The sequence below is a fragment of the Rhodanobacter denitrificans genome, from assembly GCF_000230695.2.
Classification (GTDB): Bacteria; Pseudomonadota; Gammaproteobacteria; order Xanthomonadales; family Rhodanobacteraceae; genus Rhodanobacter; species Rhodanobacter denitrificans.
This window is the reverse complement of the sequence record NC_020541.1, coordinates 3,191,311-3,212,681: the sequence shown is the minus strand read 5'-3', so window position 1 is coordinate 3,212,681 and position 21,371 is coordinate 3,191,311. Positions and strand designations below refer to the sequence as shown.

Genomic DNA, 21,371 nt, shown 5'->3' with positions numbered 1-21,371 from the left:
GTGTGCGGTCTGGCCGGTATCGTCTCGTCGCGGCATGTCGATGTCGATGAAAGGGCTCTGCTGGCCATGCGGGATGCGCAGCTTCACCGCGGACCGGACGAGGCCGGGCTGTATCTCGGCAAGGGCGTGGGTCTGGGGCATCGCCGTCTGTCCATCATCGACCTGGGCCATGGGCAGCAGCCGATGGTGGATGAAGCGGCCGGTCTGGCACTGATCTACAACGGCGAGCTGTACAACTTCCCTTCGCTCAAGGCCGAACTGGAGGCACGCGGCGTGGTGTTCCGCAGCCGCTGCGATACCGAAGTGCTGCTGCGCGCCTGGCAGCAGTGGGGCGAAGCCTGCCTGACGCGTCTGGTGGGCATGTTTGCCTTCGCGGTGTGGGACATGCGTACGCAGCGCATCTACTTGGCCCGCGATCAGCTTGGCATCAAACCGCTGTACTACGGCTTCACCCGTTCAGGCGAGCTGGTGTTCGCTTCCGAACTCAAGGGACTGCTGGTGCATCCCGGTGTGGAACGCAGGCTCGATCCGCAGGCACTGGAAGATTATCTCGCGCTCGGCTACGTGCCGGATCCGCGCAGCATCTATCGCGGCATTTTCAAACTGCCACCCGGCCATTGGTTGAGCTGGCACGCCGGCGAACCGGAGCCGGTGCCCCGGCAATACTGGGACGTGCCGTTCAAGGTGGCCGCCGACATGACGGCGGATGAGGCTGCAGCGCAGCTCCACGGCTTGCTGGACAGAGCCGTGGCGGGGCAGATGATTGCGGACGTGCCGCTCGGCGCGTTCCTTTCCGGCGGCGTGGATTCCAGCGCCGTGGTGGCCAGCATGAGCCGGGCGTCGCAGCAACCGGTGCGCACCTGCTCCATCGGTTTCGACCACGGCGGTTTCGACGAGAGCGCCTATGCGCGGCGCGTGGCCGAGCATCTGCATACGCAACATTTCGAGCAGCGGGTCAGCGCCGATGATTACGATCTGCTCGACACGCTGGCGGCGGTTTACGACGAACCGTTTTCCGACAGCTCGGCGCTGCCGACGTATCGCGTGTGCGGCCTGGCGCGCACCCAGGTGACCGTGGCGTTGTCCGGCGACGGCGGCGACGAGAATTTCGCCGGCTACCGGCGCTACCGCCTGCATGCGTGGGAAAGCGGGCTGCGCGCGCGCTTGCCGCTGGCGTTGCGCAAGCCGCTGTTTGGTGTGTTGGGCAGTCTCTATCCCAAGGCTGACTGGGCGCCGCGCCCGCTGCGCGCCAAGACCACGTTGCAGGCCCTCGGCCGCGATGACGTGGAAGCCTATTTCCACACCGTCAGCACCACCTCGGCGGCGCTGCGCCAGCAACTGTACAGCGCGGGCTTCAAGCGCGAACTGCAAGGTTACAACGCGCTCGCCGTGTTCCGCGCCCACGCCAGACGTGCGCCCACCGATCATCCGCTGCTGCTGGCCCAGTACCTGGATTTCAAGACCTGGCTTCCCGGCGACATCCTGACCAAGGTGGACCGTGCCAGCATGGCGCACAGCCTGGAGGTGCGCGTGCCGCTGCTCGATCACCGTCTGGTCGAGTGGGCGTCCTCGTTGCCGCCCGGGTTGAAGCTGAGAGGAGGTACCGCGAAGTACATCCTCAAGAAAACGCTGGAACCGGACTTGCCGAATGACGTGCTGTACCGGAGCAAGATGGGTTTCCGCGTGCCTGTGGCAGCGTGGTTGCGCGGCCCGCTCGCGCGGCGCGCCCGGGACGCTTTGCTCGCCGGTGCCGTTGCCGAATGCGGCTACTTCGAGCCGGCCGTGCTCGATCGGCTGCTGCAGCAACATGCGGCTGGCCGGCGCGATCACAGCGCGACGCTGTGGAGCCTGCTGATGCTGGACGCCTTTCTGCGCCGCATGCAGCAGCCCGCCGCTGCCGCGATTTCCGCCGGGCCGGCGCGCAGGGTCGTGGCCGCCGGAGCGCAGCCATGAAGACAGCATCGGTCAACGGCGTTGCCGGTGATGTCATGCCGTCGACAGAAGAAGCGCTCGACGCGGCGCGGCGAAGTGCCGGAACCGGCGTCGAGGCGGGTGGCGAGCGCAAGATTCGACTGCTGGTCTTCACCAGCCTGTATCCGAATGCCGTCCAGCCGCGCCACGGCGTGTTTGTCGAGGAGCGATTGCGCCACCTCGTGGATTCTGGCCGGGTGACCGCGACGGTTGTAGCGCCGGTGCCTTGGTTTCCGTTTCGGCATCGGCGCTTCGGGGCCCACTCGGCATTTGCCCGGGTGCCCGCGCATGAGCAGCGCTACGGTATCCAGGTCAGCCATCCCCGCTATCCGACGATTCCGAAACTGGGCATGAGCATCGCACCATTTCTGATGTATCACGCCCTTCTGCCAGTCCTGCGAAAACTGCAGGCCAGCGGCACTGACTTCGATCTGATCGATGCACATTACTTTTACCCGGACGGCGTGGCGGCGGCACGGCTTGGTACGGCGCTGGGCAGGCCGGTGGTGATCACCGCGCGCGGCACCGACGTGAACGTGATCCCGCGCTATCGGCGACCCAAACATCAGATCCAATGGGCCGCAGGGTGCGCCGCCGCCATCGTGACCGTGTCGCGGGCGCTGAAGGACAAGGTCATCGCCTTGGGCGTGGATCCCGGGAAGATTGCGGTGTTGCGCAATGGGGTTGATCTTGATCATTTCGGGCCACGGGACCGCACGCTGATTCGTGCCAAATTGGGCCTTGCGGGTCCGGTGTGGTTGACGGTGGGCCACCTGGTCGCACTCAAGGGCGTGCACCTTGCCATCGAGGCGCTGGCGCGGGTGCCGGATACGACGCTGCTGATCGCCGGCGAGGGACCGGAACAGCGCAGGCTGCGCGACCTGGTGGGCCAGCTGGGTCTCCACGCGCGCGTGCGCATGCTTGGCGCCATCTCCCACGCACAGCTGTGCGAGTACTACAACGCAGCAGACGTGCTGGTGCATGCATCGAGCCGTGAGGGCATGCCCAACGCCGTGCTGGAATCCCTGGCCTGCGGTACGCCGGTGGTGGCCGCACCGTTTGCCGGCGTCAGCGAATTGCTGGATGCGCCCGAGGCAGGCGAGATCGCCGTCGAACGCAGTGCCGAAGCGCTTGCCGCCGCCTGGCTGCGGTTGCGCGAGCGGGCGCCGACGCGCGCGGCCACCCGCCGCGTGGCGGAACGGCTGGGGTGGCAGCCGATCGTGGAAGCGCAGCACGCACTCTATGCGCGAGTACTGTTGGCCGCTGCCGGTGGCGCGACGGCTGGAGCCGAGCCATGAACGACGTCCTGAGCGTCGCGCCGCGCCAAGCCCGGCCGGAGGCATCGACCGAGCGGCCGTTGCGTATCCTGCACGTGCTCGACCACTCGCTGCCCCTGCACAGCGGCTATACCTTCCGGACGCTCGCCATCCTCGAGGCGCAGCGTGCACTGGGCTGGGAAACGATGCACTTGACCGGTCCCAAGCAGGGCAGCGACCGGCAGCGCGAGGAACACGTCGGCGACTGGATGTTCTACCGCACCCCGCCGGCATCCGGCCTGCTGGCGAGGCTGCCGCTGGTCCGGCATCGCTGCCTGATGCGCGCATTGCAGACCCGGCTGGCCGAAGTGGTGGACAACGTGCATCCGGACATTCTTCATGCGCACTCGCCGGTGCTGGACGCGTTCCCCGCGCTTGCGGTGGGCCGGGCCGTCGGCATTCCGGTGGTGTACGAAGTCCGCGCGTTCTGGGAAGACGCCGCCGTCGACCTCGGTACGGCGCGCGAGGGAGGGGCGCGGTATCGGTTGACGCGCGCGCTGGAGACCCGGGCCCTGCAACGGGCAGACGCCGTGACCACGATCTGCGAGGGCTTGCGCGGCGACATGCTGAAGCGTGGCATTCCCGCCGACAAGATCACCGTCATTCCCAACGCCGTGGATACCACCCAATTTCGATCCACGGCCAGCGCCGAGGACGCGGAGCTGCGGGAGAAATATGGGCTCACCCGCGGGACCACGCTGGGATTCGCCGGCTCGTTCTACGCCTATGAGGGGCTGGATGGCTTGCTCCGGGCCATGCCGCTGGTACTGCGCGCCGTGCCGCAGGCACGCCTGCTGCTGCTGGGCGGCGGACCGCAGGATGCCGAGCTGCAGGCGCTGGCCGCCCGCCTCGGCCTCGATCGCGTCGTGCATTTCGTCGGTCGCGTGCCGCACAGCGAGGTCACCCGGTACTACAGCGCCATGGACGTCATGGTCTATCCGCGCATCTCGCGACGGTTGACGGAACTGGTGACGCCATTGAAACCGCTTGAGGCGATGGCCATGGGCAAGCTGGTGGCCGCTTCGGATGTCGGCGGCCACCGCGAGCTGATTCGCGACGGCCACAATGGCCATCTTTTTTCCGCGGGATCGGCCGAGGCGCTCGCGCAGTGTTTGATCAAGCTGCTGGAGACCCCCGCGAGCTGGGGCAGGGTGATAGCCCATGGGCGGGAGTTCGTCGAGCGCGAACGCACCTGGTCGGCGAGCGTGGCACGTTATCGCGCCGTCTATACCGACGTGCTCGACCGGCACCGGCGAGAGCGCGGGAGGGGCGCATGACTGTCGATACGCCTGCCGTGGTACTGGGCGCCGGAGCCAATGGCCTGGGCGTGGCGCGCAGCCTGGCGCGCGCGCGGGTTTCGGTCTGCCTGCTGGATACCGACACGCGGCGCGCGGAAATGCGTACCCGCGCGGCGACGCCGTTGCGGATCCGTGCGACGCACGGTGAAACGCTGGTCGAAGACCTGGTGCGCCTGGGTACGACGCAATTTTCCGGCGTGCGCCCGGTGCTGTTCCTGACCCAGGAGGAAAGTGTCAGGACCGTTTCGCATCATCGCGATCGCCTGTCGGCGCTGTATCGGTTCAACCTGCCGCCCATGGAAGTCGTGGACACGCTGCAGCACAAGGAGGGGTTCCAGCGCCGGGCCGAACAACTCGGCAGTCCCATCCCGCCGCTGGTGCACATCCGCGCGCTGGCGGACCTGCCCGCACTCGGCGAGCTGCGCTATCCGGTCGTGGTCAAGCCTGGCGGGCGCGATGCGGCATATGCACGTCAATTCAGGAAGGCCTACCGTGCCGGCAGTGCGGAAGAAGCGGCAGCGCTGATTCGCCGCATCCTGCCGGTGATGGCGGATGTCGTGGTGCAGGAATGGATCGATGGCCCCGATTCGAGTATCCATTTCTGTCTGCAATACGTCGATCGGGACGGGCAGGCGGCCGGGTCTTTTGCCGGACGCAAGATCCGCTCCTGGCCGCCGCAGGTGGGCGGCACGGCCAGCTGTACCGCCGCCCCCGAAGTGCATGCGCAGCTTTCCGCCATGACCACCCGGTTTTTCCAGGCGGCGGGCGTGGTCGGCATGGCCAGCATGGAGTACAAGCGCGACACGCGCAGCGGCGAGTTCCGCATGGTGGAGCCGACGATCGGCCGTACCGATTACCAGGAAGAGGTGGCCACCTTGAACGGCGTCAATCTGCCGTACGTGGCCTGGTGTTCGGCGCTGGGCCTGCCGCTTCCGCCGCCGGCCGCCAGCAGGCGACCGGTCGTCTGGCGGGTGCGCTCCGAGGACGTACAGTCCGCAGTCGCCCAGGGCCAGCGCATCACCCAGGGCTATCCGCCCGATGGCCAGGTGGCCGATGCGGTATGCCGGTGGCGTGATCCCATGCCGTGCCTGGTGCAAGGCCTGCGGCATGTCCGTCGCGCGCTGCTCAGCCGAACTGCGAAGAGGGTGCCGGGATCACCGGTGGCCGGGAGCGAGTCATGAACGTGGTCGCGAGACTCTTGCCCAGACCATGGACGCGCCCTGTCGTCGATGCGCAGGCTGGCTTGCAGGCTGCCGCCGAATGGCTGGCGCGCGCCCAGGATGCCACCGGCAGCGGCGGCGTCAGCGCCTATTACGATGCGACGAAGCGGCAGTGGGCTGGCGCCTATCCGGAAACCACCGGTTACATCATTCCAACCTTCCTGCGCTACGCGCAGTTTTCCGGTCAACCTGAGTATCGGGAGCGCGCCATTCGCATGGCCGAGTGGGAAACCGCGATCCAGCTTCCTGAAGGGGGCGTGCGTGCGGGCACGATGGACGCAACGCAGGTTGTGCCAACCATCTTCAATACGGGACAGGTGTTGTTCGGCTGGCTGTCCGCGTGGCAGCAGACGCAAGATGCGCGCTTGCATGACTCGGCGATGCGTGCGGCCGACTGGCTGGTGGCCGCCCAGGACCCTGATGGCGCATGGCGTCGCCACGCTTCGCCGTTTGCCGCCCACGGCGTGAATACCTACAACACGCGCGTGGCGTTTGCGCTGGCCAGGGCCAGCCAGGTCTTGCAGGAGCCGCGCTATCTCGATGCGGCCGTGCGCAATGTGCAGTGGGCACTTGCCCAGATGCATCCCAACGGATGGCTGGAAAACAACGATCTGGAAGACAACGAGCGGCCGCTCACGCACACCATCGCGTATGCCACACGCGGCATGCTGGAGGTCGGCTTGATCGCCGCCAACCATACCTTTGTGGATGCGGCGGCGCGCGTTGCGCAAGCCGTTGCGCGCACCCAGCGCCGCGATGGGGCCTTGCCCGGGCGTCTGGATTCCGCCTGGCGGGCGGCGAGCCGCTGGACCTGTGTGACCGGCAATGCGCAGATGGCGATCATCTGGCAGCGTCTGGCCAGGGAAACCGGCGAGCGATCCTGGCTGCCGGCGGCCGAGGACGCCAACCGGTTCAATCTGTCGATCCAGAACCTGGCCGCAGCTGACGGTGGCGTGCGCGGCGCGCTACCCGGCTCGCATCCGCGCTCAGGCGGCTACATGAGGAATCGGTATCCGAACTGGGCGGCCAAGTTCTGCATGGATGCGCTGATGCTGCAACTGGAAGTGGGCTAGCCATGCGCGATATCGCCTTCGCGTTGATCATGCTCGGGCTGATCCCCCTGGCCGCGATGCGCCCGTACATCGGCTTGCTGGTGTGGTCGTGGCTCGGCTACATGAACCCGCACCGGCTGACCTTCGGCTTTGCCTACGGCTTTCCTTGGGTGATGTTAATTGCCGTCGTCACGCTTCTGAGCTTGGGGGTTGGCAAGGAGAACAAGCGAATCCCCAGGTCGACGGTCAGTGTGTTGCTGATGATGTTTCTGCTATGGACTGGATTGACCACCTTCTTTGCGGTCCTGCCGGATGCGGCCTGGGTCAGTTGGCAGACCTTCGCCAAGATCATGGTGATGGTGTTTGTGACCCTGATGCTGATCAATAGCCGTGAGCGCATGCATTGGTTGATATGGGTGATTGTGATATCGCTGGGGTATTACGGCCTCAAAGGAGGCTTGTTCACGATCATCAGCGGCGGCGGCAATCGCGTGTTCGGCCCAGCCGGAAGCTTCATCGGGGACAACAACGACCTGGCCCAGGCGCTGTGCATGGTTCTGCCACTGATGCGCTACCTACAGCTCCAGACTTCAAGAAAAATGGTGAGGATCGGATTGGGACTGGCGATGTTCCTTACCGGCGCCGCGATACTTGGTACCTACTCGCGTGGCGGGCTCATTGCGCTCATGGTGGTAAGCGCGGCCCTGTTCCTGAAAAGCCGCAAACGGTTGACGCTCGCGATCGCACTCATGGCGATTGGGCTCACCGCTTATCACTTCATGCCTCCCCAGTGGACTGCGCGCATGGATACGATCCATCACGTGGAGGATGTGAATACGGTGCAGTCACGCGTCCAGTCTTGGGAGTTTGCAACCAATGTTGCGTTGCACCGCCCGTTGACCGGGGGTGGCTTCAAAGTCTATGAAAGCGAGGCCCTGTGGAACCGCTACGCACCCGAGGAGGCTGTCCAACGGGCGGTGCACAGTATTTATTTTCGAGTGCTTGGCGAACAGGGCTTTCCTGGACTTGCCATCTTCGTTGGGTTGCTGGTCGCCAGTTGGCGAAGCTGTGCATACGTTCGCCACAAAAGCCGGCATTTACCAAATGAAAAATGGGCGTTCGACCTTGCTTCAATGCTCCAGGTAAGCCTGCTTGCGTTCATGACTGCAGGTCTGGCCACCACATCGAGCTACTTTGACCTCAGTTATCAGCTGATGGCGATGTGTGCGTTGCTGAAGGGTCTATTACCGGAAGGAGTCGTCGCATATGCGGGGTCAGCAGGGGCCGCTGCAACGCAACCGCACCTGCTGGGACGCGGGCAGGCCGAGCATTCGTTCGGGAAGCCGTGATGGAGGGGCGTGTGGTGGGCAAGTGTGTACTGATGACCGGCTTCCATTTCCCGCCGTCTGCACTGAGCAGCGGTCACCTGCGGCTCTTGGCGTTTACGAAATACCTGCCCGAGCGCGGCTGGGACCCGGTGGTCCTTTCCGCAACCCCGGGCGCGTACGAATTGACCGATCCCGCCAGTGTTCGATCCATACCCAAAGAGTGCAATGTGTACCGTGCCTTTGCGCTGGACGCCAAGCGCCATATGGCAGTCATGGGCAGGTATCCGTCCATCTTCGCGTTACCCGACAGGTGGTCGAGTTGGTGGCCCGCCGCTGTCTGGAACGGACTGCGCCTGATCAGGCGCCATCATGCGCAGGCGATCTGGTCGACGTTTCCCATCATGACCTCCCACTGTGTTGCCTACACCCTGCATCGTTTGACGGGCATCCCGTGGATCGCGGATTTTCGCGACCCGGTTGCGAGTTCAACGGCGGGCAAGAACCCGATGGCGGTCAGGTCGCAGGCCCGCTGGGAGCGTCGCGTCCTGTCGTGCGCGGCGCGTTCGGTGTTCACGACGCCCGGAGCGATGCAGTGGTGTGCCGAGCGCTACCCCGAGGCATGGCGTGCCGGCCGTTTGACGGTCATCGCCAATGGATACGACGACGAGGCATTCGCCGACCTCAGACGCCCGCCTCCACAAGCCGGGCGACCGTTGGTACTGCTGCACAGCGGCCTGTTGTATCCAGAAGGCCGCAGTCCTCTGCCGTTCTTTGCTGCACTCGCGCGTCTCAGGGACTCGGGCGGCGTAACTGCAGGGATGATCAAGGTCGTCCTGCGGGCGAGTGGCTCGGAGGCAACCTACACTCGGGAGATACAGCGTTTGGGACTGGGAGAGATGGTGACTTTGGCGCCACCTGTCGGCAACCGCGAAGCACTGTTCGAGCAGGTCGCGGCCGATGGATTGCTGTTGTTCCAGGGCAGCAGGTTCGACCTGCAGATACCGGCCAAGGTGTACGAGTACCTGCGGATCGGGCGGCCGATCTTCGCGCTGGTCGGACCAAACGGCGACACCGCCGCCCTGTTGCGAGAGTCCGGTGGGGCGGAGTTCGTGGCGGCCGATGACGTCGACGCTATTGCGACGGGCCTGCGCCGATTCCTATACGCATTGACCAAGGGCACCGCTCCGTCCCAGCGGCCTGCCGTGGTCGCCCAGTATTCAAGGCGCGCCGGGGCGGCACAACTGGCCTCCTTGCTCGATCAGGTTTGCACTTGAACGTTTCCCGGATCCGGATGGTGTTTGCGGGCCCGCTCGCGAACATATTGCAGACCCCTCGCGGGCGTCGGATCCGTTACCATTCCACAGCCGCATCAAGGAGCAGGGAATGAACTGGAACCCTGACGAGCATTACAAGAGCCAAACGGTTGCCGTCGACTACGACGCAAGCCGGTTCTCGAGTATTCCAGGGCGGGTATTCAACTCCCTCGAAAAACGGACCGTCGCCAAGTGTTTTTCCCGGCTATCCAAAGGCAGCACGATCGCCGACGCGCCATGCGGGACCGGGCGTCTTGCCGGGGCGCTGCTGGAGGCTGGATACAGGGTCCACGGCTTCGACATTTCCGAAGCCATGCTGAGTGTGGCGCGACAACGCCTGGTTTCGTATGCGGAGACCTTCACCTGCGAGGTGGCGGATATGAAGAAAGACCCGCCGAACAGCCCAATCTGCGACGGTGCTTTGTGCGCACGCGTATTGATGCACTTTCCCCTCGACGGACAGATCGAGTTCCTGACTGCGGTCGCCAGGTTGAGTCGTTCAATCGTAGTCATCAACCAGAGCCTCGATTCGGGCTATCAAAGGTTTCGGCGGCGCTTGAAACGGCTAATGGGACATCAGCCACCCGCAAATTATCCGATAAGCAACGGGGATATCAGGCTACTGTTGGAAAAGTCCGGCCTGCGTGAGGTGGAGCGCCATCGTCTACTTCCGCTGATCAGCGAGGCCGTGTATATCGTTGCAGAAAAAGTCTGATGCCTTTGAACTTTGGGTGATCGACGGGCGGCATGAGTAACACGAATCATTAATCGAATTTGGGAACCCCAGGAAGACCGATTTTGGTTCGCACGACGGCCAGGAACGCCTGATTTTCCTGACTGAAAAACGCTGGATCACCCGCGCGGGTGATCCAGGACTGGCGAACAATTGAGTCGCGGCGGCCGAAGCCAAGGGATAATCAGGACTTATCATGATGAGAACTCCCAGGCTTGTTCCCGCCAGGCAACCTCCGGCCGCAGTCTTGCGCGGTCGTCCCGCCGGCCCGGAAGGTCAGGACGTTTTCACAGCAGGGTTTCGTTGCTGGTCAGTAAGGCCGATGCGCTGTGCCTGATAACGAGCAAAAACAGAGGACCAGTGTACGACAGGCCTTGTCGCTGTCTTTCGTGCAGAGGCTCGTCGGACTCGTTTTTAGTTTTGGTTCAGTCGTGATCATAAGCCGATTGTTGACCCCGGCGGAAGTCGGCGTGTTTTCGGTCGCGGCGGGACTCGTGGCCCTGATCAACATGCTGCGCGACTTCGGGGTCAGCGAATTCGTGGTCCAGGAACCAGCCCTCGATGAGGCGCTGGTGCGCACGGTGTTCACGATCAACCTCATGATCGCATGGGTCCTTGGCGGCATCATCGTCGCGGCCAGCGGCGTGATCGGGACGTTCTATGGGGATCCTGGCGTGACGCGGGTGCTGAAGGTACTCGGTTTCGTTTTTTTTCTGCTCCCGTTCGGCACCACGGCAATGGCATTGCTGAACCGCGAACTGGAGTACGGGAAGCTGGCCAAGATTCGCATCTGCGAATCCATCATCCGTAGTTGCACCGCAGTTGCGCTTGCGTATGCGGGATTCACGTACATGAGCATCGCGTGGGCATCGGTGGCTGGCATCTCGGCGCTGATCATCGGTTGCACGCTCTGGGGCTGGCAGTACCGCGTGAAGGGACTGAGTTTCATGCATTGGAAACGTGTCCTTCACTTTGGCTCCAATCGCACCATTTCCGACGTCGCCAGCCAACTGGGAGAACAATCCGCCAGCCTCGTGATCGGCAAGATGCTGGGCATGACGGACGCGGGGTTGTTTTCGCGCGGATATGGCGTGGTCAACATGTACCGCACCAACGTCCTTGGTGCGATCGGAGCGGTCGCCTTTCCCGCGTTCGCACGCGAGCACCGGGAGCACGCCACCGCGCCGGACCTGTTCCTGAAGGCGCTGGTTTACACAACCGGGATCAGTTGGCCGTTTTTTTCGTGTAGCGTCATTCTTGCTTATCCAGTCATCAACATCTTGTTCGGCGAGCAATGGGATGCGGCCATTCCGCTGATGCGGTGGCTGTGTTTCGCTGCGTTGATCGGAACATTGATGTTCCAGTGCAACCGGTTCCTGGTTGCGCTGGGACGGGTAAGGGCCGTGACCTGCGTGGAGCTCCAATATCAAACCGTCAGGGTCGGCATTACCATCGGCGCGGCCTTCTATGGCGTCGCTGCGGTCGCGGCTTCACAGGTTCTCGTCTATATCATTGCTACGGTGCTCTATTACCGAAAAATGCGAATTTATGAAGCGCTGGCCGTTCGCAAATGTGCCAAGGCACTGGTTCCGAGCGTCGTGGTCACGCTGGGTGCCTGTGCCGTACCGGCAGCGGTGGTTCTTTGGCCTGGCCTTGCGGCTCGACACGTGCTTTTGGCGTTTGAACTGGCTGTCGTCGGAGGTGGTGCAGGGTGGTTGCTCGGCCTCGTGGTCGCACGCCACCCCTTGCTGGATGAGCTCAAGCGTGTCGTCTCGCATATTTCCTCGCGTTACCGTCTGTTGCGAGGCTAGGCCGTGACCGGGCTGGGCGTCGCTGGGTTACTCAACGCGCAGTTCATCTGCACCAGTTGTCGCGCGTCGGGAAGTTGGATCGCGGTGACGAGGCCCCTGCCGAGGCAAAACTCCAGTATCCAGCGGCTGCGATGCGTGCGCTGCCAGGAGCAGATCGTAGCCAAGGTGAGTCGAAGGGATGACTTGCGCAGCGATGCCCGTGCCGAGTCACGCCGTGAGTACGAAACCCTGTGCACACTCCAGCGCGTGTTCCCTCAGGACGAACACTTTGGGACGTTGTTGTCGCTGGGTTACCTGGAGTCCGCGGGACGCGGGATCATGGTCACGCGCCATTTCTGCGGCGACAATTTGGCCCAACACCTGCGGTCGTTGGGGGAGCCTGACGCGCGGGAGGCATGCCGTGCTGCGGGGGTCTGGTTGCGCAAGCTGCACCAGAGCGGCGACCCGGACGTACAGATGCAGATGCTGGGTGTGGCGGACAAGCTCGACTACCTTGCGGTCACCTATGGTGCGGTCTTGCGCCGTGATCGCGAAACATGGACCGCGTACCGATGTCTGGAACAAACAGGCTTGCGTATGGACGCAAGGGAGTTCGCCGGCGTGCGCCAGCATGGCGATTTCAAGCCCCAAAACATGTTGTGCGACGGCACCCGATACATTGGACTCGACATACATTGGCAGAGTATCGGACCGGCAGTCTATGACCTTGCACCGTTCCTGAACCATCTCTGGCTTGTCTGCCGCACGTTTGGGAGCTTGCTGACAAATCGTCATTACCTGCAGCGAGAGTCAATGTTCCTTGCCGGGTATGGGTATGGGAATGACCCGCAGGCCGTGTACTGGGCTCAGTTGTATTTCGCGCTGTGCTACCTGGGGGCCTATCGCCAGAAGGGACGCCTGGCGGCGAACTATGCGAGATGGCGGATTGGACCGTTGGTGCGGGAGCTTGCGAGGCGGCTCGAGGAAGTCTCCTGAGCTGACGAAGTGACTTGGCTGCATGCATGGTGCCGTATGTGATTCCTTCACAGCCTACCGACGAAAATACGCATCGCGGAGCGGGCCAGGGATCCCATGCCAGAATGAATGCGTATACTGCCATTGGCCGAAGCCAACGTCGCCCAGAGAAGCCCTTGAGCCTGAGTATCTCTGTCGTCATTCCTGCCTACAACGCGGACAAGTTCATAATCCGTGCACTGGCCAGTATCGAGAGCCAGACGCTCAAACCGGACGAAATAATTGTCGTCGATGACGGTTCCACGGATCGCACGGCGCTTCAGGTAGAGGAATTCGCACGCCATTCGAAGTTGGCGCTCATGTTGGAGCGCCAGCCGAACCGAGGGTCTTCGGCTGCGCGCAACAACGGGATCCGCAAAGCATCTGGTGAATTGATTACTTTCCTGGACGCAGATGATCTGATCTACCCGACGTTTCTGGAACGCACAGTTTCGGGTTTGGCTCGATTTCCCGATTGGGCGGCGTGCTTCAGTGATCGGGATATTGTGGACGTGGATGGCAAGTTCATCTCCCACGACCTGGATCATCCCGTGTTTCGGAAAATGGCGAAAAAGACCATGGGAGGGGGCTTTGTCGAATTGGAGAGCGATGGCCTGTTTTCCAACATGATTGCGGGTAGCGTCATTCCGATGACCATCACATGCCGCAAATCGTGCATTGATGCTGTTGGCGGCTTCGATGAGACGTTGCTTTTCAATGAAGATCGTCTGTTCTTCCTTCAACTTATCAAGAGGAAGGGAAAACTTGGGTTTTTTGAAAAATCATTGGGTGTATGGCAGCGGCATGCGGAGAACAAGACCAGTACTTCCAACGCGATCAATGCCATAAAGTATTCGGACCTGATATTGCAAAAACTGGTTGCTGGCGAGAATGGTCTTAATCTCTCACCAACTGAAATTAGCGACGTGCAGACCGCGCGGCGAAGATTGGCTTCCCAGTGGATGTACGCGGCATCCAGCACGCGGTCACGGTCCACCATCGCTCTCGGTCATCGCCTCTTGACGGAACGTCGTATAACTGTGGGATGCTTTTTGAAAGCAATGGGACGCTATATGATTTCCCCGCCAAAAGGTTAGCTGAAGACATTGAGTGGGCCGTGTCCAAGGCAGCGATCGCCTCCGTGATCGCTGCCTTGGGAAAGAGTCCGACCTCGCAGGTGCATCGAGAGCGGAGTCCCGTCATGCGCAGAATCAGGAGAAGTCCGCTTTGAGCTGCTCCAGCTTCTCCATGAGGCGGTTTGAGGCTTCGTCGAAAATACTGTCCTTGCTCAGCGTCAGCGAAGGGTTTTTGGTCAATCGTTCGAACTGTATGATGAAACTTTCGATTTCTTTGTTTGTGCTCTTGGCAGGCGGTGGTGTCCAAGTCGTGGAACCAAGACCGACCTTGCAAAGGGATCTTTTGGCAACGATCTTGAGCCTGTCCGATTTGGAGTAATTGTAATCGGGATCCCACGCGCCCTTCAGTTGGGCAGGGGAGTATTTCAGAGCAAGTGATCCAGCCCAGTCGTGCCACTTTGGCTGGAGGATATGGTCATACAGCACGACCGGCATCCAAGGTATTCTGAAAGAGTCCGCCAAAATGGCGCCGTGCATGGCCTCTGCAATGATTGCCGACGACCTGGAGATCTCCTCGAGTACGGTGTCGACATCCTTTCTTGGGTCGATATAGCGTATGCCGACCTCTCGACAGACGCGTTCCCAGTCCAGGTTCCATGCGCTCACGTGATGAGGGATGAACGCGATGCCGGCTCGTTTCGGACCGTTTGGGCGGAACACGGTGGGAGCTAGCGCCGCTGGATCCGTTATCGCATATTCGTTAGGGAGTCTGAGCCTTGCGGCGGTTAGGGGGCCACGAACACAGTAAAACTTCCACTTTTCGTCCACTGTCGGCAAGGCGGAGCCATAACCTACGCCGGACCCGAATACGATTTTGTTGGGACCTGCTGGAATGTTGTTGTTTAGCAATGTCCCTATTCCAACAAAGATCTCGGAGTCGTCGTCATCTATTATGTCGGGCATCAACTTTGACCATAACCAAGGGTTCAGGTCGTCGCCAAAATTTCCATGCTTGTCAATGTAGTAGTAGAGCTTCATGGCGGCATGCACTCCTAGTGATCGGCAACGCATTTCAAGCTCGAGCGCAAATGGCTCGCAAGGCCTGATCGGATGACGTCAATTTTGGTGATCGCATGGCGAAGTCTGCGCACGGTCGCGATGGCGTGGCGCCTGGACGCGTGAGGCGATGAAGCAACTGTACCAGCAACTTGGGACCGATCCATGCTCCTGACCTTGCCTCCGCTGGCCCGCACCACGCCGCGCATTCGCGCCGAGCTGTGCGCTGCTGAGCCGGCCGCGGAACGCTATGCGAAGTTCCACAACGACTATCCGCCGCAACGCTCTCTCGGACACCGAGCGCTCCGGCAGGAAATGGCGCCATGGAGTCCGGGACGCCCTGATTTTTTCGTCAGAAAATTGAATGACCAAGCGGGTCTTGATAGAGCAGCGTCGCCAGTTGACAGCTGAAGGATGTTTCGACCGATCACTCGCCTTCCTGCGAGCTCAGCGCCATGCTTTGGCTTCATCCATGGGCGAACAGATGACTTCCTGGCAGAGTTCGTGATGAGCGCTCCGAACCACGGGCGAGTAGAATCGAAACGTCATCGGGGTAGTCCGCCACAATAAAATGTCATCGCGATATACGAACTCCATGCTAGCAGCCAAGACTTTTTTCGAAACCCCGTCGGAGCGTCTTACTCCACGCATGGAGGAGGACTTTTTCACCTCGCTGATGACGAGAAACAGGACCTACAAGACTACATTTCACGATCGCTTCTCCGACATCAATCCGTATCTCCAGGAGTATCTCCTGCACCATGCGCCACCGACGCTCAGGGTTCTGGACGTCGGGATTTCTTCCGGCATAAGCACAGTCGAGCTATACGATGATCTGAGCCGGGGCGGGCGCGAAGTCGAGGTTGTCGGTACCGACATTCTGATCGACGCCTTCTTGGTGAAGGTGTTTCCACGGTGCTACGCGTTGGTCGATCCCGGCGGATTTCCGCTTCGGTTCGATTTTCCCTTTGTCACCATGAAGCCCTGGGTGACGCGCCGCGATTATTACAACGGGCTTTTCATCTTGCGCAAGTTCATCAATACATTATTCACTCATCAGGTGCATCGAATGTTGCGTAATCCGGACGACGCCCGGATCAGTGAAGTGAAGCTGGTTACCCCACGAGCGCTGGCCAAGTCTGGTATCACCGTGTGCACCGATGATATAAGCAGGTACAACAGTGAATTCGAGGCAAGATTTGATTTTGTTCGTGCAGCTAATGTGCTCAACAGCGGATATTTTTCTCCCACGGTCCTTTCGGCAATGGTAGCGAACATCGGGTGCTACCTGACCGAACCCGAGGGCAGTCTACTGGTGGTGCGCACACATGAAGACCGTGCCAGCCACGGAACCCTGTTTCGCAGGGGGAATGGTCGGCATTTTGAGGCGGTTCACCGGTTTGGATCCGGGTCGGAGGTTGAAGATATTGTGTTGCGGGTGGAGATACCGACGAAATGACCTCGTCGTGAAGCGGTCATGGGTGAGCGGTGTGCTGCAGCGGAACACGGATAGACTCGGAGGGAAGTCACATGATCGCAGCGTGGACAGGAACGGCGGTCGTAACTCATCGACGGTGAGGTCATGGGCCTGAATGTGTCTTCCTTCGGTTGTGTATCGGCACGCGACGCATATCCATGCTGAACGCACTGTCGGTATTCCTTGTTGGCGGCGATTCCGACGGGCAAACCCGCGCGGCACGCTCGTTGGAGCGGCAACGGTTTATCCGTGCCACGCAGATCGAATGGAACGGAGGCAGCGTTGTCGCGTGGGGGCATCCGGAGCAACGGCGAGTCGAGGATTGCGTCGTTCAAAGCCCATTGGGGGCAGCTTGCTGCGTCGGTCCACTGTGGTTTCGCGGTTATTTCGGCCGGCAGGCGTTGGCGTCACTGCTCGACGAAGTTCGCGCGACGGGGCGTCTGGAAGAAGGTTCGCTGCGCGGCAACTTTGCGCTGTTCCTCGACACGGGCGAACAAACTTGGCTGTTGAACGACGCTTTGGGCTTCATACGCATTTACACGAGTGCAGATGGCTGTTTTTTCAGTACTAGCTGGCTGGCTGTCTGCGCTTATGGGCAGCGCGTCGAACCTGACGCCGCCTCGGCGATTGAATACGTACTGCTGGGGGCGGCGCATTCATGCCAATCGGTCGCGCGCGGTGTCGACCTGCTTCCCCTCGGGCGTGTCCAGGATTTTCGGCGCCGCAGTACGTGGCAGCGCTTCCCCCGCGGTTTCGAGGTGCAGGCGCCTGAGTTCCACTCGTTGGACGAGGCGGTGGAGGCCATCACCGGGCATCTGCGCACGACTTCGTCCGAGGTGGCATCGGCCTTTCCGGGTCGGGTCAATGCGGCTTTGTCGGGCGGTTTCGATTCACGCCTGATTGTCGCAGGGTTGCTTGATGCCGGTGTGCGGCCTCGGCTGTTTGTATATGGCGATGCCGACTCCGCCGACGTGGCGGCAGCCCGGACCGTGGCTGCTGCGGCCGACCTCGCGCTCGAAGCAATCGACAAACGCGCGATGAATCGTGGTTTTCCGATGCCTGACATCGAAGCCCTGGAGCAGAGCGCGCTGTTCTTCGACGGCCTGCCCAGTGACGGCATCGATGATCCGGGCGCCGACCGCCACACCCGCTTGCAGCAAACTGCCGACGGGCGCATTGCGCTGAATGGTGGCGGCGGCGAGATCTTCCGCAACTTCTTCCATCTGCCGAACCGTGCCTTTGCCGCCCGTGACATCGTGAGAACCTTCTATCGCGGCTTCAGCCGCAGCGTTTTTCGCGACCCCGATGGCTTGGCGAGTTACGAAGCGCGGCTCGCCGCGTCGATGCGGAATATCGTGGGCATGTCTGAAGTCGGGAGCGAACGTCTGTCGCGCGAGCAAGTGGAGCTGCTCTACCCTCTGTTTCGCTGCCACTACTGGATGGGCCTCAACAACAGTGTGGCGGTACGCCACGGTAACTACGCGACGCCGCTGGTGGATCTGGAGTCCGTGCGCTTGGCGCTCCGGGTGCCGTTGCGCTGGAAGAACGCAGGGGCCCTGGAAAGTCGCCTGGTCGCCGCACTGCATCTGGCCGTCGCTGCGCAACCTTCGACCTATGGCTTTCGCTTTGATGCTGGACCGGGCTGGAAGGCACGACTGGCCGAGTGGACGACGTGCGCGCGTCCCGCGCGGCTGCGCCCACTGATCAATGCCACACGCCGGAGTCTGCAGAATATGCGGATAGCGCCTGCGGTGTGGCAACGGTACCGTGCGTTGCTTCCAGGCGAGTGGCGCATGGACTCGCTGCTCGACCTCATTCAGTTGACGGATGAGCGTGCTTTGGGGCGCGCTCTTGCCGTCGAGGTCGTATGGCGGCGGCTGCTCTAGTGCTCAATGCGCGGCATCCTGCGCATGAGGTTCGGCGGCCGAAGCGCGCAGTGTCGGAGCAAAATCTGGAAGACAATCCTGATTGCATCGGACCAAAGCAATGGCTGCGCCAGGCGGGCGCCCTCGCTAGAACGGAGATCGGCATGTCATTGCGGCACGAGGCGCGGCATGACGGCGAAATTGGGATAGTTGTTGTAGGCGGTGGTGCCGCTTGGCTTCACGCTGCGCGACTCGAAAAGATTCCAGGCCTCGTGTGCTTTGGGCACGGCACTATCGGCGGCGGCGGCCAGCCCGGTCTGCAAATTCGCCGGATAACCCGTTGCCGAGTTTGGGTATCCATGCATCTTGCCAGCTTGCCACGGTTGCTTCTCCAGCGTTCCCATGGCGGTCACCATGGCCGGCGAATTGCAGGCCAGTCCGACTAGACTCGGGAACGTCGCTGCGTATATGGCACTGTGTGAGGGCAGGTAGGTCTTCCCAGTGGGATCGGTAACCACCAGCGTGTAGGCGGAAGCTTCCAGCCAGCAATAGCCCTGGGTTGGATTGGCTTGCCAGTCCGTCATCAAACCGATCTCGAACTTCGCCAACCAGTCGCGCAGCTCCGCGGCTCCCGCAAAACCGAGCTCCGCCGCGTGGCCTGCCGACCAAGTGAAGAAGCTGTGCATCCATGGCGCCATCGCGTTTCGGGTGCCACCTTGCATGCTGTAGCTGTGGCCACTGTCCAGCAGCCCCAGCGGATTGGCGTTCGGATTGTTGGTGTACTTCTGGTTCCAGTCTGCCAGCGAGTTCTCCACATCCGCTTTGAACTCGGCTTTCAAGGGGTAGTCATCGGGCAACAGCCACGCCGCATCCGCCATCTGGCGCAGCGTCCATGCCTTGCCACGCACTTGGCTATGACTTTTGTCGATCAATCCCCTCGCATAATCGCGATACTCCGCGCCTGACCAGATCTCGTTGAGCGAGGCCGCAAACGCCAGCTCGGACATGTAGTAGTACGAACCGGTCACCATGTATGGCACGTAGGACTGTGCCGGCTGGTGCGCGTTGTCCCACAGGTTCGGGTTACCCGTCCCATATGAGGTCGATGTGCAATTCGTCACCACGGTGTTGTTCACGCAGGTTGGCAGCAGATCCCGCCGGTAGGCAGCAACCTTGTCCCGGTGGGCCGCAGACCCTGTCAACGCCTGCTTTGCAACGCCATTTGCGTAGGTCCAGCCCACTGTCGTGACGTTAGGATGTTGCTGGATGCTGACTGGCCAGCCGGTCGCCTGGTCCCGGTAATGGATGCCATAGGCGCCGAGCGCATCTGTGTTGGCCAGCATCCAGTTGTAGGCCCGCACATCCGGGTCGACGATGTACACGCTGGTCCAGCGCGGCAGTGGCCCAATCGCTGCCTGTGCCCCGGTCATATGCATCTTCTGGGTCTGATCACAGTGGTCCAGCGGCGCGCAGGTCTGGCGCAAACTGGCCAAAAACTTCTCGTCAGGCTGCAGTGGCATGTAGCGGGACACTGCCTTGCTCGCCTGAATGTATCCGGTGTCCTGCTGCAAATAGACTTGTGGCTGGACATGGTTCCACCACAGTACCTGGTGCCAGCGCGTGTAGGCGTACTGTGTCAGTGCGGGGCTGGTGTAGCTGGCACTCCCCGACGTCAGGGTTGCCGTGTACTGTGGCTGCGCCTGTGGCGAAAACGCATCGGAGTTCTCGACGATGATGTCGGTGCGCACCAGCCCGACACTGCCTGGTACCGTTCCCGCATATGCGCGGACTGCAAAGTAGATCTGCAGGCTGGGGTTGGTGGTGCCGTCGGAAGCCGTCACCGGGCCGTTCACTACCCACTCGCTCGCCAGCGGACCCGACAGCCACACATTGCAGTGGCGGTTCCACGGCTTGCATGCATTCGTGTTGTTGGCCGTCTGCAACAGTGCGCGGGCATTTGCGGCGTATCTGCGGCCGCCGATGTCGAGCGATACGTCGGCGTCGTAGTTTGTCGCAAGCAGTTGCGACAAGCTGATGGGCTGGTCCTGTCCGGTCACCGTTGGCGATGGGTTCGTGGAAAGCGTCAGTGGCAACGTTGCATTGCCCGGCAGTGCCGGAACCATCGCCGTCAGCACCGCGTGGCGCAAGCTGCCGTCGGGATGGGTAGCCTTGCTGTCCACCTGCAAGGCTACCGGCTGCCCATTGAGGGTGGCGGTAACCGTGACGGTCCTGCCCCGGGGTATGTCGCCAGCCTCGAAGACCTGGCCGAAAGTGACGGGAACATGGGTCTGCGCCTGCGCGACTGTGCTGATCACGTTGTCTGTCACAACCATTCCCGCTCGCGCCGGCGCCGTGTCGAGCATCAGCACGCAGCTTGCGCACCCGCACAGCATCTTCACAGCGGCTTGGCCAACCCAGCTGCCTTGGTTGAAGCGTCCGGCTTGCTTGCTTATATGCATGGGATTGTGATCCTGCCACCTTATGATGCCGCTCCGGATGTCCCGGTGCTGGCCGCATTCGAGTCAGGCCGCCTCGACATATGCGACCTGTGGCTGACGATGTGGTTGCCCCCACGATGTCGCCGATCCGGGCGAGGATATACATGACTTTGCGTCACCGGGATGTGAGTTGCCGTTGAGAAAGTCGCTCCCCGGACTGGATCGCAAGTGGTTCGAGGCTGCCTTCCAGTCATGAATCGGCATCGCCCATTCCTTGCCGATGCTGCGCAGGCTCATGTTGCCTCACGCCTGCTTTGGCCCATCGTGTCTCCGGATCAGGCAGCAGTGGCCTGACCGCGACCGGTTTGCACAAAATCCGGGACACGCGCCTCAAGCCAAGGTGCCGCTTCAGCTGCCGCTTTCG

Annotated in this window: 15 protein-coding genes; 13 read left to right on the top strand and 2 right to left on the bottom strand. The window is 61.8% G+C overall.

Features of this window, described 5'->3' with window-relative positions:
• The 11 genes from R2APBS1_RS14940 (at window position 1) to R2APBS1_RS14890 (ending at window position 14,132) form a co-directional block, all read left to right on the top strand.
• Window positions 1–1,953: an XrtA/PEP-CTERM system amidotransferase gene (locus R2APBS1_RS14940; protein WP_015448568.1), complete on the top strand. Its 1,953-nt coding sequence runs from the start codon at window positions 1–3 to the stop codon at window positions 1,951–1,953.
• On the top strand, window positions 1,950–3,269 hold the full coding sequence (locus tag R2APBS1_RS14935; RefSeq protein ID WP_007511469.1) for a glycosyltransferase family 4 protein: 1,320 nt from the start codon (window positions 1,950–1,952) through the stop codon (window positions 3,267–3,269). The genes R2APBS1_RS14940 and R2APBS1_RS14935 overlap by 4 nt, the downstream gene beginning before the upstream one ends.
• Complete coding sequence (locus R2APBS1_RS14930; RefSeq protein WP_015448567.1) at window positions 3,266–4,564, top strand: TIGR04063 family PEP-CTERM/XrtA system glycosyltransferase; 1,299 nt, start codon at window positions 3,266–3,268, stop codon at window positions 4,562–4,564. Before R2APBS1_RS14935 ends, R2APBS1_RS14930 begins: the two co-directional genes overlap by 4 nt.
• Window positions 4,561–5,766: a carboxylate--amine ligase gene (locus R2APBS1_RS14925; protein WP_015448566.1), complete on the top strand. Its 1,206-nt coding sequence runs from the start codon at window positions 4,561–4,563 to the stop codon at window positions 5,764–5,766. The genes R2APBS1_RS14930 and R2APBS1_RS14925 overlap by 4 nt, the downstream gene beginning before the upstream one ends.
• Window positions 5,763–6,878 (top strand): glycoside hydrolase family protein, encoded by a 1,116-nt coding sequence (locus R2APBS1_RS14920; RefSeq protein WP_015448565.1) that lies wholly within the window; start codon window positions 5,763–5,765, stop codon window positions 6,876–6,878. Before R2APBS1_RS14925 ends, R2APBS1_RS14920 begins: the two co-directional genes overlap by 4 nt.
• A 2-nt stretch (window positions 6,879–6,880) precedes the next feature.
• A complete protein-coding gene (locus R2APBS1_RS14915) occupies window positions 6,881–8,206 on the top strand; it encodes a putative O-glycosylation ligase, exosortase A system-associated (RefSeq protein ID WP_007511461.1) in 1,326 nt (441 codons plus the stop codon).
• Between the two features lie 32 nt (window positions 8,207–8,238).
• On the top strand, window positions 8,239–9,459 hold the full coding sequence (locus R2APBS1_RS14910; RefSeq protein WP_236100461.1) for a glycosyltransferase: 1,221 nt from the start codon (window positions 8,239–8,241) through the stop codon (window positions 9,457–9,459).
• Window positions 9,460–9,568: 109 nt separating this feature from the next.
• Window positions 9,569–10,213: a class I SAM-dependent methyltransferase gene (locus tag R2APBS1_RS14905; RefSeq protein ID WP_007511457.1), complete on the top strand. Its 645-nt coding sequence runs from the start codon at window positions 9,569–9,571 to the stop codon at window positions 10,211–10,213.
• 347 nt (window positions 10,214–10,560) lie between these two features.
• Window positions 10,561–12,042 (top strand): lipopolysaccharide biosynthesis protein, encoded by a 1,482-nt coding sequence (locus R2APBS1_RS14900; RefSeq protein WP_015448564.1) that lies wholly within the window; start codon window positions 10,561–10,563, stop codon window positions 12,040–12,042.
• 3 nt (window positions 12,043–12,045) lie between these two features.
• Window positions 12,046–13,017, top strand: coding sequence for a phosphotransferase family protein (locus tag R2APBS1_RS14895; RefSeq protein ID WP_015448563.1), 972 nt, complete (start codon window positions 12,046–12,048; stop codon window positions 13,015–13,017).
• 155 nt (window positions 13,018–13,172) lie between these two features.
• On the top strand, window positions 13,173–14,132 hold the full coding sequence (locus R2APBS1_RS14890; protein ID WP_027484495.1) for a glycosyltransferase family 2 protein: 960 nt from the start codon (window positions 13,173–13,175) through the stop codon (window positions 14,130–14,132).
• A 114-nt stretch (window positions 14,133–14,246) separates the two neighbouring features.
• Here R2APBS1_RS14890 and R2APBS1_RS14885 read toward each other — a convergent pair whose 3' ends face one another.
• A complete protein-coding gene (locus R2APBS1_RS14885) occupies window positions 14,247–15,149 on the bottom strand; it encodes a polysaccharide pyruvyl transferase family protein (protein WP_015448561.1) in 903 nt (300 codons plus the stop codon).
• Between the two features lie 613 nt (window positions 15,150–15,762).
• Here R2APBS1_RS14885 and R2APBS1_RS14880 point away from each other — a divergent pair.
• Window positions 15,763–16,626, top strand: a complete 864-nt coding sequence (locus tag R2APBS1_RS14880) for a class I SAM-dependent methyltransferase (RefSeq protein WP_015448560.1) — start codon at window positions 15,763–15,765, stop codon at window positions 16,624–16,626.
• A gap of 176 nt (window positions 16,627–16,802) precedes the next feature.
• Window positions 16,803–18,530, top strand: coding sequence for a hypothetical protein (locus tag R2APBS1_RS14875; protein ID WP_007511445.1), 1,728 nt, complete (start codon window positions 16,803–16,805; stop codon window positions 18,528–18,530).
• A gap of 146 nt (window positions 18,531–18,676) precedes the next feature.
• On the opposite strand, the gene R2APBS1_RS14870 is transcribed toward R2APBS1_RS14875, so the two are convergent.
• Complete coding sequence (locus R2APBS1_RS14870) at window positions 18,677–20,968, bottom strand: RIFT barrel domain-containing protein (RefSeq protein ID WP_015448559.1); 2,292 nt, start codon at window positions 20,966–20,968, stop codon at window positions 18,677–18,679.
• Window positions 20,969–21,371 lie beyond the last annotated feature (403 nt).

Bases quoted from the DNA above. Each gene is read 5' to 3' on its own strand.
- R2APBS1_RS14935 (WP_007511469.1), top strand. From the start codon at position 1,950: ATGAAGACAGCATCGGTCAACGGCGTTGCCGGTGATGTCATGCCGTCG.
- R2APBS1_RS14930 (WP_015448567.1), top strand. From the start codon at position 3,266: ATGAACGACGTCCTGAGCGTCGCGCCGCGCCAAGCCCGGCCGGAGGCA.
- R2APBS1_RS14925 (WP_015448566.1), top strand. From the start codon at position 4,561: ATGACTGTCGATACGCCTGCCGTGGTACTGGGCGCCGGAGCCAATGGC.
- R2APBS1_RS14920 (WP_015448565.1), top strand. From the start codon at position 5,763: ATGAACGTGGTCGCGAGACTCTTGCCCAGACCATGGACGCGCCCTGTC.
- R2APBS1_RS14915 (WP_007511461.1), top strand. From the start codon at position 6,881: ATGCGCGATATCGCCTTCGCGTTGATCATGCTCGGGCTGATCCCCCTG.
- R2APBS1_RS14910 (WP_236100461.1), top strand. From the start codon at position 8,239: ATGACCGGCTTCCATTTCCCGCCGTCTGCACTGAGCAGCGGTCACCTG.
- R2APBS1_RS14905 (WP_007511457.1), top strand. From the start codon at position 9,569: ATGAACTGGAACCCTGACGAGCATTACAAGAGCCAAACGGTTGCCGTC.
- R2APBS1_RS14885 (WP_015448561.1), bottom strand. From the start codon at position 15,149: ATGAAGCTCTACTACTACATTGACAAGCATGGAAATTTTGGCGACGAC.
- R2APBS1_RS14880 (WP_015448560.1), top strand. From the start codon at position 15,763: ATGCTAGCAGCCAAGACTTTTTTCGAAACCCCGTCGGAGCGTCTTACT.
- R2APBS1_RS14875 (WP_007511445.1), top strand. From the start codon at position 16,803: ATGCTGAACGCACTGTCGGTATTCCTTGTTGGCGGCGATTCCGACGGG.
- R2APBS1_RS14870 (WP_015448559.1), bottom strand. From the start codon at position 20,968: ATGCATATAAGCAAGCAAGCCGGACGCTTCAACCAAGGCAGCTGGGTT.